This is a genomic window from Mucilaginibacter sp. 320_HR, assembly GCF_059691875.1.
In genome coordinates this window covers 15,774-31,622 of sequence record NZ_JCAWAI010000003.1, presented here as the reverse complement: position 1 = coordinate 31,622, position 15,849 = coordinate 15,774, and the positions used below count along the sequence as shown (strand labels likewise).

The 15,849-nt window shown below is 43.9% G+C and carries 19 protein-coding genes; 14 read left to right on the top strand and 5 right to left on the bottom strand.

Features of this window, described 5'->3' with window-relative positions; all coding sequences use genetic code 11:
* The first annotated feature begins 27 nt into the window (after window positions 1–27).
* The gene (locus tag AC59GT_RS10745; RefSeq protein WP_497237631.1) at window positions 28–1,320 is read left to right on the top strand and encodes an alpha-L-fucosidase; all 1,293 of its coding nucleotides are present in this window, start codon (window positions 28–30) and stop codon (window positions 1,318–1,320) included.
* A gap of 60 nt (window positions 1,321–1,380) precedes the next feature.
* On the opposite strand, the gene AC59GT_RS10740 is transcribed toward AC59GT_RS10745, so the two are convergent.
* Together AC59GT_RS10740 and AC59GT_RS10735 are read right to left on the bottom strand one after the other, a co-directional pair.
* On the bottom strand, window positions 1,381–2,538 hold the full coding sequence (locus AC59GT_RS10740; protein ID WP_497237630.1) for a redoxin domain-containing protein: 1,158 nt from the start codon (window positions 2,536–2,538) through the stop codon (window positions 1,381–1,383).
* Window positions 2,539–2,751: 213 nt separating this feature from the next.
* Window positions 2,752–3,273, bottom strand: coding sequence for a DinB family protein (locus tag AC59GT_RS10735; RefSeq protein WP_497237629.1), 522 nt, complete (start codon window positions 3,271–3,273; stop codon window positions 2,752–2,754).
* A gap of 202 nt (window positions 3,274–3,475) precedes the next feature.
* Between AC59GT_RS10735 and AC59GT_RS10730 the strand changes: the two genes are divergently transcribed.
* Window positions 3,476–4,648 (top strand): acyl-CoA dehydrogenase, encoded by a 1,173-nt coding sequence (locus AC59GT_RS10730; RefSeq protein WP_497237628.1) that lies wholly within the window; start codon window positions 3,476–3,478, stop codon window positions 4,646–4,648.
* Window positions 4,649–4,896: 248 nt separating this feature from the next.
* Here AC59GT_RS10730 and AC59GT_RS10725 read toward each other — a convergent pair whose 3' ends face one another.
* Complete coding sequence (locus AC59GT_RS10725) at window positions 4,897–5,148, bottom strand: hypothetical protein (protein WP_497237627.1); 252 nt, start codon at window positions 5,146–5,148, stop codon at window positions 4,897–4,899.
* Between the two features lie 239 nt (window positions 5,149–5,387).
* On the opposite strand from AC59GT_RS10725, the gene rpsL reads away from it, so the two are divergent.
* The 4 genes from rpsL to rpsJ all read left to right on the top strand — a co-directional run bounded on the left by rpsL (window position 5,388) and on the right by rpsJ (window position 8,901).
* On the top strand, window positions 5,388–5,801 hold the full coding sequence (gene rpsL, locus AC59GT_RS10720; RefSeq protein WP_117383870.1) for a 30S ribosomal protein S12: 414 nt from the start codon (window positions 5,388–5,390) through the stop codon (window positions 5,799–5,801).
* A gap of 19 nt (window positions 5,802–5,820) precedes the next feature.
* Window positions 5,821–6,288 (top strand): 30S ribosomal protein S7, encoded by a 468-nt coding sequence (gene rpsG, locus AC59GT_RS10715; RefSeq protein WP_117383871.1) that lies wholly within the window; start codon window positions 5,821–5,823, stop codon window positions 6,286–6,288.
* A 98-nt stretch (window positions 6,289–6,386) separates the two neighbouring features.
* Entirely contained in the window at window positions 6,387–8,492 is a 2,106-nt protein-coding gene (fusA, locus tag AC59GT_RS10710; protein WP_497237626.1) for an elongation factor G, read from the top strand.
* A 103-nt stretch (window positions 8,493–8,595) separates the two neighbouring features.
* Window positions 8,596–8,901 carry a 30S ribosomal protein S10 gene (gene rpsJ / locus AC59GT_RS10705; RefSeq protein ID WP_022830652.1) on the top strand — a complete coding sequence of 102 codons (306 nt, stop codon included), beginning with the start codon at window positions 8,596–8,598 and terminating at the stop codon, window positions 8,899–8,901.
* 58 nt (window positions 8,902–8,959) lie between these two features.
* On the opposite strand, the gene AC59GT_RS10700 is transcribed toward rpsJ, so the two are convergent.
* Window positions 8,960–9,403, bottom strand: coding sequence for a hypothetical protein (locus AC59GT_RS10700; RefSeq protein WP_497237625.1), 444 nt, complete (start codon window positions 9,401–9,403; stop codon window positions 8,960–8,962).
* An 11-nt stretch (window positions 9,404–9,414) separates the two neighbouring features.
* Window positions 9,415–10,179 (bottom strand): hypothetical protein, encoded by a 765-nt coding sequence (locus AC59GT_RS10695; protein WP_497237624.1) that lies wholly within the window; start codon window positions 10,177–10,179, stop codon window positions 9,415–9,417.
* A gap of 219 nt (window positions 10,180–10,398) precedes the next feature.
* Here AC59GT_RS10695 and AC59GT_RS10690 point away from each other — a divergent pair, with 219 nt between their 5' ends.
* The 8 genes from AC59GT_RS10690 (at window position 10,399) to rpsC (ending at window position 15,832) form a co-directional block, all read left to right on the top strand.
* Window positions 10,399–11,658, top strand: a complete 1,260-nt coding sequence (locus AC59GT_RS10690) for an NAD(P)-binding domain-containing protein (RefSeq protein WP_497237623.1) — start codon at window positions 10,399–10,401, stop codon at window positions 11,656–11,658.
* Between the two features lie 228 nt (window positions 11,659–11,886).
* Window positions 11,887–12,504 (top strand): 50S ribosomal protein L3, encoded by a 618-nt coding sequence (gene rplC, locus AC59GT_RS10685; protein WP_117383875.1) that lies wholly within the window; start codon window positions 11,887–11,889, stop codon window positions 12,502–12,504.
* Between the two features lies 1 nt (window position 12,505).
* Window positions 12,506–13,138, top strand: coding sequence for a 50S ribosomal protein L4 (gene rplD / locus AC59GT_RS10680; RefSeq protein WP_117383876.1), 633 nt, complete (start codon window positions 12,506–12,508; stop codon window positions 13,136–13,138).
* A gap of 2 nt (window positions 13,139–13,140) precedes the next feature.
* On the top strand, window positions 13,141–13,431 hold the full coding sequence (rplW, locus tag AC59GT_RS10675) for a 50S ribosomal protein L23 (RefSeq protein ID WP_117383877.1): 291 nt from the start codon (window positions 13,141–13,143) through the stop codon (window positions 13,429–13,431).
* A gap of 8 nt (window positions 13,432–13,439) precedes the next feature.
* Window positions 13,440–14,267 carry a 50S ribosomal protein L2 gene (gene rplB / locus AC59GT_RS10670; protein WP_117383878.1) on the top strand — a complete coding sequence of 276 codons (828 nt, stop codon included), beginning with the start codon at window positions 13,440–13,442 and terminating at the stop codon, window positions 14,265–14,267.
* Complete coding sequence (gene rpsS / locus AC59GT_RS10665; RefSeq protein WP_066006044.1) at window positions 14,267–14,533, top strand: 30S ribosomal protein S19; 267 nt, start codon at window positions 14,267–14,269, stop codon at window positions 14,531–14,533. The genes rplB and rpsS overlap by 1 nt, the downstream gene beginning before the upstream one ends.
* A gap of 6 nt (window positions 14,534–14,539) precedes the next feature.
* A complete protein-coding gene (rplV, locus tag AC59GT_RS10660) occupies window positions 14,540–14,968 on the top strand; it encodes a 50S ribosomal protein L22 (RefSeq protein WP_117383879.1) in 429 nt (142 codons plus the stop codon).
* Window positions 14,969–14,974: 6 nt separating this feature from the next.
* The gene (rpsC, locus tag AC59GT_RS10655; protein ID WP_497237622.1) at window positions 14,975–15,832 is read left to right on the top strand and encodes a 30S ribosomal protein S3; all 858 of its coding nucleotides are present in this window, start codon (window positions 14,975–14,977) and stop codon (window positions 15,830–15,832) included.
* Window positions 15,833–15,849: the final 17 nt, after the last annotated feature.

Below are 15,849 nucleotides of genomic sequence, written 5' to 3'. Positions count from 1 at the left end.
CCCACTGTAAATCTAACCACCAATTATATGAAAAAACTTGCCTGCATGCTCCTGCTGGTCTGCTCGCTCAGCGCCGTTGCACAGCAATCTACCTACACACCCGCACCCGAGAACCTGGAAGCCAGAAAGAAGTTCCAGGACCTTAAGTTTGGCCTGTTTATTCACTGGGGTATTTACAGCATACTGGGCGATGGCGAGTGGGTAATGAATGAAAAACACATACCATATGATAGCTACAAGCGCCTGGCCGATTTTTTTAACCCGCAGGACTTTGATGCGAAAGCCTGGGTGGCATTTGCCAAGAACGCCGGCATGAAGTATATCACCATCACTTCCCGTCATCATGATGGGTTCAGCATGTTCGCTACCAAAAAATCTTCCTATAATATAGTAGATGCGACGCCTTACCACAAAGACCCACTGATGGAGTTGGCGAAGGAATGTCAGAAAGAAGGTATTGAATTGCACTTTTACTACTCGCTTTTAGATTGGGGCCGGGCAGATTATGCTTATGGCAGCCAGATAGTTGACGGTAAACCTGTAAAAGGCGATTGGGACAGCTACATAAAGTTCATGAAAGACCAGCTTACCGAGTTGATCACCAAATACCCGGGCGTAAAAGGCATCTGGTTCGATGGTAACTGGGAGCGCCCAAACGCCAACTGGCATTACGACGAGATTTACGGGTTAATACACAAGCTAAACCCGGCGATATTGGTGGGTAATAACCATCACCTCGCACCAAAAGAGGGGGAGGACTTCCAGATGTTTGAGAAGGATCTGCCCGGCCAAAACCATACTGGCTTCAGCGGCGAATCAACCATTGGTAAGCTGCCGCTGGAAACTTGCGAGACCATTAACAACAGCTGGGGTTTTAAGATAACCGACCGGACATTTAAATCGAGCAAGCAGATTATCCAATACCTGGTGAATGCAGCCGGGCATAACGCCAATTTTCTGCTGAACATTGGCCCGATGCCAAACGGCAAGATACAGCCCGAATTTACCGATACACTTAACCTGGTTGGTGCATGGGTTAAAAAGAATGGCGAAAGTATTTACAACACGCGTGGCGCTATAGTGCCCGCACAGCCATGGGGAACCTTAACCAGTAATGGTAAAGCTTTATACGCGCACATAACCAATGCGCCAGGTGAGCCGTATATTTTTATACCCGAGCTAAAAAGCAAGGTAACTAAAGCCGTATTGCTTGGCGGCGCTGCGGTTAAGTTTAAACAGCAACCCGAGGGTTTATTTATTTACACTAGCGGTGTGGTAATGGATCCGGTAGATACCATTGTTAAGCTAACGGTAAATTAAATCACTGGAAAGTTGTTGCGTTGTAAAAGCAAAGCAGTGAGACATTTCGTAGATATAAAGTCAACGATTTGCATTACCAGCTACGGGTAGCGGCTTTTTCAATGTGTTAGATAATTCATCTCCCATGAGTCCTTTTGCTATAATTTTTCCATCGGGGGCTATCAAAAAATTTTGAGGGATAGACGTTACACCGTAAGTAATTGCTGCTGCGTTTTTCACGAATTGAAGATCAGACACCTGTGTCCATGGTAGTTTATCATGATGGATAGCTGCCAGCCATTTTTCTTTATCTTCTTTACGGTCAAGCGACACACCCATTACCCTAAATCCTTTATCATGAAATTGAGTATAGGCTTTAAGCACGTTTGGGTTTTCTTCACGGCACGGAACGCACCAACTGGCCCAAAAATCAATAAGTACGAACTTGTTTCTAAAACTAGACAACTTAACCATGTTTCCGGCGGTATCAGCTTGCTCAAAGTCAGGTGCAAGTTTCCCTATGGCGGTAGCCCGTTCTGCCCTTATTTTGTTGGCGATGATGGTTGCTGCACCGGTTTTCTTGTAGGTGTTGCTTAATCGGCTGTACAACAAGTCAAGGGTATCAGCGTTAAGATCGTTCACTTTTGTTTGTAACATGTACATTGCGGCGTATGAATTTGCATGCTTTTGCACGAAGCCAAATGTATTTGCAGCGATAGCACTTGCAAGTTGGTCATAATAAGCCATAGCGCTTTTATACAGCTTATCGTCGGGTTCAAAATGCTTAATATAATTTTGGACGTACCTTTTGATTAACGTTTCTTCTACCAATTGCCTGGCGTGTAACTCAGACCTTACATATGCGGTGTACAAATCATTGTCGTAAGCCCCGCTTACCTGAGAACTTGCTAAGTTGGCTATGTTCGCTTTGAAAGCTATCGGTCCGGGATGAGCAACAAGGATATTAAATGGCGTTTGTGGCGTCCCGGATTTGTTATTGCTGTTGAAATGGTAGAGGGTCGCTTCTTTAAACGGGATTTTGAACTGAAACCGACCGTTAACGATTTTGGCAGTATCAGATTGATTAAGGGAATTATTTTGCAAAATGATGCTTTGACCGTTATACATCTTATCTGCCGTACCATTAATGATAATCTGGTCTGCTCTAACATTTTCTTGGGGGTGCTTACATGCCTGTAAAGCGGTCAGCAATGCAATTATTCCGATCAATTTTTTCATTTGTTACAGGTTAAGGTATATGACAGGGGAGCACAATTATAACATTGCTTGTTAAAATTAAGATATATGTTTGATAAAACCTCCACGCTGGCATCTAAACTGGCGCAATGGTGTCCCTGGCATTACAGATATCTTAGGATATCCGGAAAATAAAAAGAGGGCACGAAGAAATCCGTGCCCTCTTATATAAACCTCGTCCGTTCTATGTTTAAACTAAACCAGTTCTTCCACTTCTATCGGGACGAATTGCTCATCGGCACTTGGGCCGTAGCTCCCCGGTATAGGTATGTTAAGCAGGCGCAGGTAAACGCCTAATTGTGCGCGGTGGTGGATGATCTGCGATAGCGCCATACGGATAACTTCTGCCTTGGTGTTGCGCACCAGTATGTCTTTTCCGTTACGCAGCGTCCAGGGCTCCTCAAGTTTTGCTTCGTTCTCCGCTACAAGCTGCGTACGCCCGTCAACTAGTGATCTTTCAAAAAGGTCCATCAGTTCGGCAGTGTTATTTATAATGGTGGGGTTGTAAGGCGCGGCTGCAAAGTCCAGGCCCTCGGTAGTTAGTGCCATGGTTACCCAAGTAGGCAGTTCGGCAATGTGAGTAGCCAGGCTGCGTATGTTCATGCTTTTTTCGTGCGGTTGCCAGTCGTACTTGTCGTCCGGAATGCGCTGCAGCATTTTGCGGGTAGTTTCAGATTCTGCGTTTAGTTCCTTCAGGAAGATTTCGATAAGTGCCATAACTTTTTCGTTTTTGAGTTTGTGATACAAAGAAACTGCAGGGTAATGACAGCCCTATGTCAGCAGGAATCAGATTGACTGATTTATTTTGATCATTCACTTTCTTTGAAAAGTTGACGGATGGGCAAAACAAATCTCTGATGAATTTATTATGCATGCATAGTATTTTTATTATCTTTACCGTTACCAATAATAAACATCAATGGACCAGTTACTAACCGACAGCACTACAGGGTACGATTTTTCTATTAGCGACAACCAAACTATGATAGGCCAAATGGCACGTGATTTTGCAGAAAGGCATATCAGACCTAATGTTTTGCAGTGGGATGAAGAACAGCATTTTCCACTGGAGTTATTTAAGCAACTGGGTGAACAAGGCATGATGGGCGTGCTTGTACCGGAAGAATATGGTGGTTCAGGCTTTGGCTATGCCGAGTATGTAACCGTTATAAGCGAAATAGCGAAAGTTTGCGGCGGGATAGGGTTGTCTCTGGCGGCACATAACTCACTTTGTACCGGCCATATACTTGCTTTTGGCAGTGAAGAACAAAAGCAGCGCTGGTTGCCTAAACTGGCTACTTGCGAGTGGCTGGGTGCCTGGGGCCTTACCGAGGCAAATACCGGGAGTGATGCCATGCGCATGGCTACCACCGCTGTGTTAGACGGAGACCATTATATTGTTAATGGTGCCAAAAACTGGATAACCCATGGTAAAAGTGGCGATATTGCTGTGGTAATGGTACGAACCGGCGAAAAGGAAGACAGTAAAGGTATATCTGCTTTAGTGGTTGAGCGCGGTACTCCAGGCTTTACCGCCGGCAAAAAGGAAAACAAGTTGGGCATGCGCGCATCAGAAACCACCGAGATGATCTTTGATAATTGCAGGGTACCTAAAGTGAACTTATTAGGTGTAGAAGGGGAGGGCTTTAAACAAGCCATGAAGGTGTTGGATGGTGGCCGTATATCTATTGCGGCATTGTCGTTAGGTATTGCCAAGGGTGCTTTTGAAGCAGCGGTTGCTTATTCAAAAGAAAGGCAGCAGTTTGGTCAGCCAATCAGTAACTTTCAGGGAATTGCTTTTAAGCTTGCCGATATGGCTACCGAAATAGAAGCAGCCGAGTTGCTGATCATGCAGGCCGCCGATCTGAAGAACCGTCATTTGCCGGTGACCAAGCAATCGGCCATGGCCAAGTACTTTGCGTCGGAGGTGGCTGTTCGGGTTGCCAATGATGCCGTCCAGATCTTCGGCGGTTATGGTTACACAAAAGATTTCCCGGTAGAAAAATTTTACCGCGATGCCAAACTGTGTACAATTGGCGAAGGAACATCAGAGATACAAAAGATCGTTATCAGCCGGGAGCTGCTCAAATAATGGTTCATTTTTTTAATGGGCAGTTTTAATTAAAGACGTTTAGTGCCCTTATTTTAAACAAGATGTTCTGTGTTTAGAAAAAGTGTGGTTTTTGAAGGTTTTGGATCATAAAAAAAGCAGGCTTGGCCTTGCGCTATACCTGCTTTCAGAATCTTAACTAACTATTAACTGATCAATTGATAAATCGATTAATTGTACAGTAAACTTCAGATGTTTTGTTTTAGTATAATTATTATACTTCAAAGTAATTATTCTTTTACTTTTACGGCAATCGGCGGGGTATAGTAGAACGCCCAGTTATCTACTTTCTTTAGTTCTACTTCCATCGGGCCATCAGCTTTACTTATACGTACATTAATACTGCCATCGGCGTTTACAGGCACAGTGGCGTACTTTTTGGTTTCGGCCATTGCAGGCGTTATGCTGCTTTTAAACAGTTTAACAGTAAGTGCGATTGCAATGATGGTTAGGATTACTTTGGTGTACAGGTCGGTTTTCATTGGTGTTTTTATTTTGATTTAAGATAAGCTATATTATACTTCTGATCAAGTTTTTAGTGGCTATTCTGCTCCTTTTACAACATTAAGTAATCTCCGCAGTAAACCTTGCTAAGTACCAGCTTTTTAACCAGACAGCTTTATTGCAAAAACTTTTCTCAACTGCTTGAATATCAAAAATAATGTTTGTACTTTTGCAGTCCCGAAAACCGGGATAAAAAAAGTAAACATAAAAGGAAAGAATGCCTACTATTCAGCAATTAGTTAGAAAAGGTAGAGTAGCTATGGTTGACAAGAGTAAGTCACCAGCGTTGGACAGCTGTCCACAGCGAAGAGGCGTGTGCACCCGTGTGTACACCACTACCCCTAAAAAGCCAAACTCAGCAATGCGTAAAGTTGCACGTGTGCGCCTTACAAATGGTAAAGAAGTTAACGCCTACATCCCTGGTGAAGGCCACAACTTACAGGAGCACTCAATTGTACTTATCCGTGGCGGTCGTGTTAAAGACTTACCAGGTGTACGTTACCACATTATCCGTGGTGCATTAGATACATCAGGTGTTGCAGGCCGTAACCAGCGCCGTTCTAAATACGGTACCAAACGCCCTAAACCAGGACAAGTGGCTGCTGCTCCAACAAAAGGTAAAAAGAAATAATTAAGGAGGATAGAAAGCAATGAGAAAGTCAAAACCAAAAAAGAGAATTATCCTTCCTGACCCAAGGTTTAACGATACCATGGTTACAAGGTTTGTTAATAACATGATGTATGATGGTAAGAAATCTACCGCATACTCTATATTTTACAATGCAGTTGATATTGTTGAGAAAAAAACCAGCGAAAGTGGTTTAGATACCTGGAAAAAGGCTCTCAACAATGTAATGCCATCTGTAGAAGTAAAGAGCCGCCGTGTAGGTGGTGCTAACTTCCAGGTACCTACAGAGGTTCGCGCCGAGCGCAAGATCGCTTTAGGTATGAAATGGTTAATCAGCTATGCACGCCGTCGTGGTGAAAAAACCATGATGGAGAAACTTGCAGGCGAGATCATCTCTGCTGCTAAAGGCGAAGGTGCTGCTGTTAAGAAGAAAGAAGATACGCACAAGATGGCTGAAGCCAACAAAGCGTTCTCACACTTCCGTTTCTAATAAAAGGATTACACCGATTTAATATAGGATCACATTTGTCATGTTATTATTGCTTGCCAGGTGTGGTCCTTTAAATCAAGAAATCAAATCAAACAAAAATGTCAAGAGATCTAAGATATACAAGAAACATAGGTATTGCTGCTCACATTGATGCCGGTAAAACCACTACAACAGAGCGTATATTGTACTATGCGGGTGTAAGCCACAAAATTGGCGAGGTACACGAAGGTGCAGCTACGATGGACTGGATGGCTCAGGAGCAGGAGCGTGGTATTACAATTACCTCAGCTGCTACTACTGTAAACTGGAAATACCGTGGCCAGAACTACCACATGAACATTATTGATACTCCGGGACACGTGGACTTTACCGTAGAGGTAAACCGCTCTTTACGTGTATTGGACGGCCTGGTGTTCCTGTTTAGCGCTGTTGATGGTGTTGAGCCACAATCAGAAACCAACTGGAGGCTTGCAAATAACTATAACGTTGCCCGTATAGGTTTCGTTAACAAAATGGACCGTAGCGGTGCCGACTTTTTAAATGTTGTAAAACAGGTAAAAAGCATGTTAGGCAGCAACGCTGTTCCGCTTCAGTTGCCAATTGGTGCCGAAGAACACTTTAAAGGTGTTGTTGACTTAATCAACTGGAGAGGTATTGTTTGGAATGAGCACGATAAAGGTATGACCTTTACCGAAGTGCCTATTCCTGAGGACATGATTGAGGAAGCAACTGAGTGGAGAGAAAAACTTCTAGAATCAGTAGCTGAGTACGACGAAAGCCTGATGGAGAAATTCTTTGACGCACCTGATACTATTACTGAGCGCGAAGTACTTGATGCTTTACGTAAGGCGGTATTAGATGCCAAGATTGTTCCAATGGTTTGCGGTTCATCTTTCAAAAACAAAGGTGTACAAACCATGCTGGATTATGTGATGGAGTTACTTCCTTCACCTATGGATGTTGAAGGTATTGTAGGTACAAACCCTGAAACCGGCGAAGAGATCCTACGTAAACCGGATGTTAAAGAGCCGTTTGCTGCTTTGGCATTTAAAATTGCGACAGATCCGTTTGTGGGCCGATTGTGCTTTATCCGCGTTTACTCTGGTAACCTTGAAGCTGGTTCGTATGTGCACAACATGCGGTCAGACAACAAAGAGCGTATCAGCCGTATATTCCAGATGCACGCTAACAAGCAAAACCCAATTCCTAACGTAGGTGCAGGTGATATTGCAGCGGTAGTGGGATTTAAGGATATCAAGACTGGTGATACCCTTTGCGATGAGAAACACCCAATCATCCTTGAATCAATGAACTTCCCAGAGCCGGTTATCGGTTTAGCTATTGAGCCTAAAACTCAGGCTGACGTTGATAAATTAGGTATGGCGTTAGGTAAATTGGCTGAAGAGGATCCAACTTTCCGTGTAAACTCTGACGAAGAGACCGGCCAAACCGTAATTAGCGGTATGGGTGAGCTTCACTTAGATATCATCATGGACCGTCTTAAACGTGAGTTTAAGGTAGAGGTTAACCAGGGTGCTCCGCAGGTTGCTTACAAAGAGTCTATCACAGGCACTGTACAGCACCGCGAAACATACAAGAAACAAACCGGTGGTCGTGGTAAATTTGCTGATATACAAGTTATACTGTCACCAAATGACGAAGGTAAAGAAGGCTTACAGTTTGTGAACGAAATTAGCGGTGGTGCTATCCCTCGCGAATTCATCCCATCTGTAGAGAAAGGCTTCCAGGCTTCTATGGTGAATGGTGTGTTAGCAGGTTTCCCGTTAACCAGCTTAAAAGTTCGTTTGATCGATGGTTCATTCCACGCGGTCGATTCAGATGCGCTATCCTTCGAGTTAGCTGCTAAGATGGCTTACCGTGAAGCATTGCCAAAATGTAAACCGGTATTGCTTGAGCCAATCATGAAGATTGAAATATTAACCCCTGAAGAAAACATGGGCGATGTTATAGGTGACATGAACCGTCGTCGTGGTCAATTGTTAGGTATGGACAGCCGTGCAGGTGCGCAGGTAATTAAAGCTACCGTGCCACTTTCAGAAATGTTTGGTTATGTAACCCAGTTACGTACCATTACTTCTGGCCGTGCAACTTCTACCATGGAGTTTGACCACTATGCTGAAGCACCACGTAACGTACAGGACGAGGTTATTGCTAAAGTAAGAGGTAAAAAAGCTAACGCTTAATAATAAAATGAGTTGATTGGCAACTAGTTGCCAATCAACTCTACAATAAACAAACCGGTTGCCCTAATAAATAGCTCTTAGGAACAGCCACAAAACAAACAAAATGAGCCAAAGAATCAGGATCAAATTAAAGTCTTACGACTACAACTTGGTTGACAAGTCAGCCGAGAAGATCGTAAAAACAGTAAAGCCAACAGGCGCTGTAGTTAGCGGACCACTGCCGCTACCAACCGAAAAGAAAATCTTCACCGTTTTGCGTTCACCGCACGTGAACAAGAAAGCTCGTGAGCAATTCCAGTTATGCTCTTACAAAAGGCTTCTGGATATCTACAGCTCAAACTCAAAAACTGTAGACGCGCTGATGAAGCTTGAATTGCCTAGCGGCGTTGAAGTTGAGATCAAAGTGTGATAGTACCGGAAGATCCAAAAAATATAAAAGCCATCCTGCAAAGGGTGGCTTTTTTGATTTATTGCCTAGGGTGCCTTTCACCTAAGAAGTCCTGCCATACACCCTCTAACTCCTCTACAAGCTCCGGCCTGATGGAAATTCCGGACGCTTGTGGTGTCCAGGTTTGCGCGGCCAGGTTGCCCGTTTTAAGAATATCTAAGGTAAGGATTCGTTCCTTATCAGGATTAAGCAGGGTATCAAACGAGATGTTTATGCGGTAGTATATTCTTCCTTTACGGGATGCAAGAAAGGGTTCTGAACTGACGATTCCGGATGCAAATATGCCTTTTGGTTCCAGGCCTACTCTTACCACATACGCCCGGTCGCCCGGCTTTATTGTTTTATGGCTTACAACGCTCCAGTTGTCGGTTAGTTCACCTGTGTTTTGCAGCTTCTCAATATCTTTATCAAGGTCGGCCCAGGCAAACTTTATCGGGTTCCAACCAAAAAGGTATGATCTCACAGCGATTTAATTTATTCTCTTCCCGTGAGTTCGTCCAGCCTGTTACGTTCGGTTTGTAGTTCCCGTGCGAGCTTTTTTTCCTTTTCGTTAGCTTTTACTTTGAAGTTTTTGTACTCTTCTTCAAGCTCGTTGTAGAGCTTTGTGCGGTATTTTGCTTCACGGCTATGGCTGCCCGCCCGAGCTATCACTATTGCTGCGATTGCGCCGAAACCAATCACCAATCCCCACATTATCCAGTTATAAGTAGCCTTAGTAAGCGGTATACCTAAAAGCTTAACCTCGTCAACTTTCGCGTTGGATTGCGACAAGGTTTGCTCGTTGCTATTTAATTGAGTTTGTAGCGTATCGGCTCTCCTGGTTTGTTCTGCCAGCTTGATGTTAAATTCCTTAAGCTTACGTTTTGTCACGTTAAGGGTATCCGAAAAGTTCTTCCAGAGTGCCGATATAAGCGGTTGCTGATAGTGGTAAACCCGGGTAAGCAAGTATTGGTACTGACCGTTAAGGCTTTTGTCGTTTAACAAGGCAGGGTCTGTAGCCTGGTATTGTTGTGTTGGTTTGGATACCGGCTGTACAGCGCCATTAACCGCCGGTATCTGCGTTGCGGCCTTTGCGGCTAACGGCTTAGCAGTATAGGTATTTACTTTGACAGGTGGGCGTATGCCAACTTTTACCGGTGCAGTTTTAGCTTTTCTGCTGGTGTCCTGAGCTTGGGTGTTGTATGTGCCTGCAGTTACAAACAGAAGAGTAATTAACAAAGGGGTAAAAAACTTAGTCATAAAGCGTGTATGTCAAAACGTGTATTAATTATTTATATTGTCGGTTTTGGTTAAACGTCATTACACAAGCTAAAGTTTGATAAATTAATTATCAGTATTGCTACGTATGGATTAAGTATTTAATCATTAATAGGCTTTAACTCTGGCTAAAGTATAAAAAAGATGTGTACCGCCGATAAGTGTATTGCTCCAAAACATATATTAGCCATTATTTTAAGCATGCAGATAGGTTTTATAGGGTTAGGGGACATGGGGCGTTTATACGCCAAAGCTTTTGCTACGGTAGGTTACCAGGTTTGTGGTTGCGACCTGCCCGTTAACCGTGCCAAGCTGGAGGAAGAATTACAGCCTTTTGGTATCACTGTAATGGATGAGGGGAAAGATGTTGCCCGTATAAGTGATCTTGTTATCTACTCTGTAGAGGCAGAGAAGCTGGAGCTGGTGGTGGCCGAGTGCGGACCCTCAACCAAATATGGTGCTATAGTTGCCGGGCAAACCTCGGTAAAACATCCGGAAATTGCTGTTTTCGAGAAGTACTTACCGGCAGATGCACAAATTATCACCTTTCATGCCATGCACGGCCCTGGCTTTCAGCCGAAAGGGCAGAAACTTATCCTTATACCTCACCGGCATACCGGCGATGCTTATGCCCAAATGAAAGGGCTGTTTTCGGCTGTAGAAACCGACATTGTTGAAGTGCCCGACTACCATGAACACGACCGCATTGTTGCAGACACACAAGCGGTAACACACGTTGGCTTTGAAAGTATGGGCACGGCGTGGAAGGCTGCTGGTTTTTTTCCATGGGAAAATGCCTCCTACGTTGGCGGTATAGACAATGTTAAGATATTAACTACGCTCCGCATATTTAGTTATAAAGCGCACGTATATGCAGGCCTTGCTATTTTGAACCCGTATGCCAGGCAGCAGGTTAGGCAGTATGCTACATCCGAGTCGGAGCTGTTTAAGCTGATGATCAAAGAGGACGAGCAGGAGTTTAGGGCAAGGTTGTACCGTGCACGCGACTTTGTATTCCACGAAAGCCGTAAGCTGATCATGTTTAATGACAATGTAATGCGGGAGTTCTCTTTGTCACCTGAAGCCGGCCATCAAAAACCCAACTCGCATTTAAGTATATTAAGTATGGTTGATGCCTGGTATCATTTAGGAGTTAATCCGTACGACAACTTAATTGCGCAAACCCCACCTTTTCGTTTGCGGCTGGGAATAGCAGAATACTTGTTTAAAAATGATGAGCTGCTCGAAGAATCTATCCAAACAGCACTTTATGATAAAACTATAAGGGGGGACGATCTGGAGTTTCACTCCGCAGTTAGGGAGTGGGCGGCTATCATAGGCTACGGTGATATGGAAGGTTATAAAAAGCATTTTACCGAGGTTCAGGAGTTTTTTAAAGACAGGCTGCAGGAGGGAAATAAACAAAGTGCCGAATTGATTAAAAGATTAATGGAATCTTAGTCTTTGTTATGACTACAAGTTACTGATTGCTTGCAATTCGAAGAGCTACCAAGCAATCGTTTTCTTCATCAAAAATAACTTTATTATTTTCTGAATATATTTTGAAAAATAACTTGTTAACTATTTGACAATTAATACAAAATTTCTATCTTTGCCGTCCCTTAACGGGGGATAATATGCCTTGAACGAAGCCCTACTGCTTCGATGGGCACTAATAAAATATAGAAAATGTCAGGAATAATTGGAAAAAAAGTAGGAATGACCAGCATTTTCGATGAATCAGGCAAGAATATTCCTTGTACTGTAATCGAAGCTGGCCCTTGCGTAGTAACTCAGGTCAGGTCTGTTGACACTGACGGTTATGCAGCTGTACAGCTTGCATACGGTGAGAAGAAAGAAAAGAACACCTCTGCTCCCTTAAAAGGCCATTTCCAGAAAGCCGGCACTACTCCAAAACGTAAATTAGTTGAATTCAAAACCTTCGAGGATGAAAAAGCCCTTGGTGACACTGTTACCGTGGAAATTTTCTCTGCCGGAGATTTTGTGGATGTAGTTGGCACGTCTAAAGGTAAAGGTTTCCAGGGTGTAGTTAAGCGTCATGGTTTCGGCGGTGTGGGTATGCAAACTCACGGTCAGCACAACCGTTTACGCGCTCCGGGTTCATTGGGTGCTTCTTCATGGCCTTCACGTGTATTTAAAGGTATGCGCATGGCGGGTCAAACTGGTAATGTTCGTGTTAAAGTACAAAACCTTGAAGTGGTTAAGGTATTTGCAGAGCAGAACCTGTTGGTAGTTAAAGGTTCCATCCCGGGAGCTAAAGGTTCATTCGTAATAGTGGATAAATAAGATGGAAGTTAACGTATTAAACGTATCAGGTAAAGAAACAGGTGCCAAGGTGCAACTTCCTGAGTCCGTATTCGGTGTTGAGCCAAATGATCATGCTATTTACTTAGATGTAAAGCAGTTCTTAGCTAACCAGCGCCAGGGTACGCACAAAGCAAAACAACGTAATGAAATTGCAGGTTCAACCCGCAAATTACATAAACAAAAAGGTACTGGCGGTGCCCGTGCAGGTAGCATCAAATCACCATTGTTCAACGGTGGTGGCCGTGTATTCGGTCCGCAGCCTCGCGACTATAGCTTTAAGCTGAACAAAAAGCTTAAATCATTAGCTCGTAAATCAGCCTTGTCATACAAAGCGCAGGACAACAACATCCTGGTGTTAGAAGATTTCAACTTTGATTCTATCAAAACTAAATCTTACATCAAGATGGAAGCTGACCTAAACGTAACTAATGATAAAACATTATTGGTATTGGCAGGTGTTGAAAACAACAACGTGTATTTATCAAGCAGGAACCTGAAGAAAACCAAGGTGATCTCTGTTGAGCAGCTTAACACTTACGATGTGTTGAACGCCGGCAAGCTTATCTTAACTACAGGCGCTGTTAAAACTTTGGAGGAAGCATTAGCTAAGTAATTATGGAAATTTTAAAACAACCCCTACTTACTGAGAAAGTAACTCAATTAACCGAGAAGCTTAACCGTTATGCTTTCAAAGTTGATCACAGGGCTAACAAAATTCAGATAAAAGGCGCCATTGAGGCTATGTACGGCGTTACCATTACAGCGGTAAACACCATGAAGTATGTAGGTAAGCTCAAAACCCGCAACACAAAAGCAGGTGCTGTACAAGGCCGCTCTGCTACTTATAAGAAAGCCATCATTACTTTGAAAGATGGTGAAACAATTGATTTTTACAGCAATATATAAATACAGAGATGGCAGTAAAAAGATTTAGACCGGTAACCCCGGGCACCCGTTTCAGGATTGATGTATCTAACTCAGATATCACAACTAACGTTCCTGAAAAGTCGTTAGTGGTATCAGTTAACACAAGATCAGGCGGACGTAACCACAGCGGTAAAATGACTATGCGCTACTTAGGTGGTGGTCACAAACAAGCATACAGGTTAATTGACTTCAAACGCGATAAATTTGATATCCCGGCTAAAGTTGCAACTATCGAGTACGATCCTAACCGTTCGGCACGTATAGCACTGCTACACTTTGTTGACGGTGAAAAACGATACATGATAGCGCCGGAAGGCTTAACAGTTGGCCAGGTTGTAGTATCTGGTGCAAATGTAGCTCCGGAGGTTGGTAACACACTTCCTTTGAAGAGCATTCCACTAGGTTCTATCATTCACAACATTGAGCTTAACCCTGGTCAGGGTGGTACCATCGCTCGCAGCGCGGGTACTTATGCACAACTATCTGCACGTGATGGTAAATACGCCATCATCAAATTGCCTTCTGGCGAAACCCGTATGATACTGTCAACTTGCTTGGCAACTATCGGTACCGTTTCAAACGGCGAGAAAGCAAACGCAGTGTTGGGTAAGGCTGGCCGTAAACGTTGGTTAGGTCGTCGCCCTCGCGTTCGTGGTGTAGCCATGAACCCGGTAGATCACCCTATGGGTGGTGGCGAAGGCCGTGCATCTGGTGGTCACCCACGCTCACGTAAAGGTTTGTTAGCTAAAGGCTACAAAACCCGTGATAAGAAAAAAGGATCTGATCGTTATATCATTGAAAGAAGGAAAAAATAATGGCACGTTCAATTAAAAAAGGACCATACATTGATCATAACCTGGAAAGAAAAGTTCTGACCCTGAATGATTCAAATAAAAAATCGGTTGTAAAAACATGGTCACGTCGTTCCATGATCTCTCCTGATTTCGTCGGTCATACATTCGCAGTACACAACGGTAACAAGTTTATCCCTGTGTATGTAACAGAAAACATGGTTGGTCATAAGCTGGGAGAGTTTGCGCCAACCCGTACATTCCGCGGTCACGCAGAAAAGAAAAAATAACAGGCAATGGAAGCAACAACAAAAATTAAAAAGTCTGTACTAATCAGGCAACAAAAAGAAGCTGCAAAAGCTCAAACAGGTGGCGCTTCTGTTGCTAAGCTACAGGACTGCCCAACCTCTCCGCGCAAAATGCGCCTTGTGGTTGACCTAATCCGTGGTGTTGAGGTTAATAAAGCTTTAGGCATCCTAAAATTTACTAATAAAGAAGCCGCTATCCGCGTAGAAAAGCTTTTGTTATCAGCTATCAAAAACTGGGAAGCTAAAAACGAAGGTGCACGTCTGGAAGACAGCGCTCTTTATGTAAAAGAAGTATCTGTAGGTGGCGGTCGTCAGCTAAAAAGGTTACGTCCTGCTCCGCAAGGAAGGGGTTACCGTATACGCAAGCGCTCTAACCACGTAACACTTATAGTGGATAGTTTAAACGTAAACAACTAATTTGAAATGGGACAAAAGGCACATCCAATAGGCAACAGGTTAGGGATAATCCGCGGTTGGGATTCTAATTGGTTCGGTGGAAATAACTACTCCGACAAATTAGTTGAAGACGAAAAGATCCGCAAATACTTATCAGCCCGTATTAACAAGGGCGGCGTATCAAAAGTAGTTATCGAACGTACTTTAAAACGCATCACTGTAACCATCCACACTGCCCGTCCGGGTATCGTTATCGGTAAAGGTGGCCAGGAGGTTGATAAGATCAAAGAAGAGTTAAAAAAATTAACAAAGAAAGATGTTCAAATCAACATCTTCGAGATAAAACGTCCTGAGCTTGATGCTCAGTTAGTTGCCGAAGGTATTGCAAAACAGCTTGAAGCACGTATATCATTCCGCCGTGCCATGAAAACCACAATTGCTTCTACCATGAGAATGGGTGCTGAAGGAATTAAGGTGATGACCAGCGGTAGGTTAGGTGGTGCCGAAATGGCACGTACCGAGCAATATAAAGAGGGAAGGATTCCGTTACATACCTTCCGCGCTGATATTGATTACGCTCTAGGCGAAGCCCTTACTACTTATGGTAAAATAGGTGTAAAGGTTTGGATTTGCAAAGGCGAAGTTTACGGTAAACGCGACTTGTCACCAAACATTGGTGGTACAAGCAGCGCAAGCGGTAAAGGCGGACGCCCAGAAGGTTCACCTTCATTCGGTGGCCGTGATAATGCCAGGGGTGGCGAGCGTGGCGGTGAACGCCGTGGCGACCGCAAACCAGGTGCAGGCGGCGACCGCAGAGGCGGTGGCCAGGGTAACAACCGTGGCGGTGGCCAGGGCGGTAACCGTGGTGGTGCGCCAAGGAGATAATAAATTAAGGAATTAAG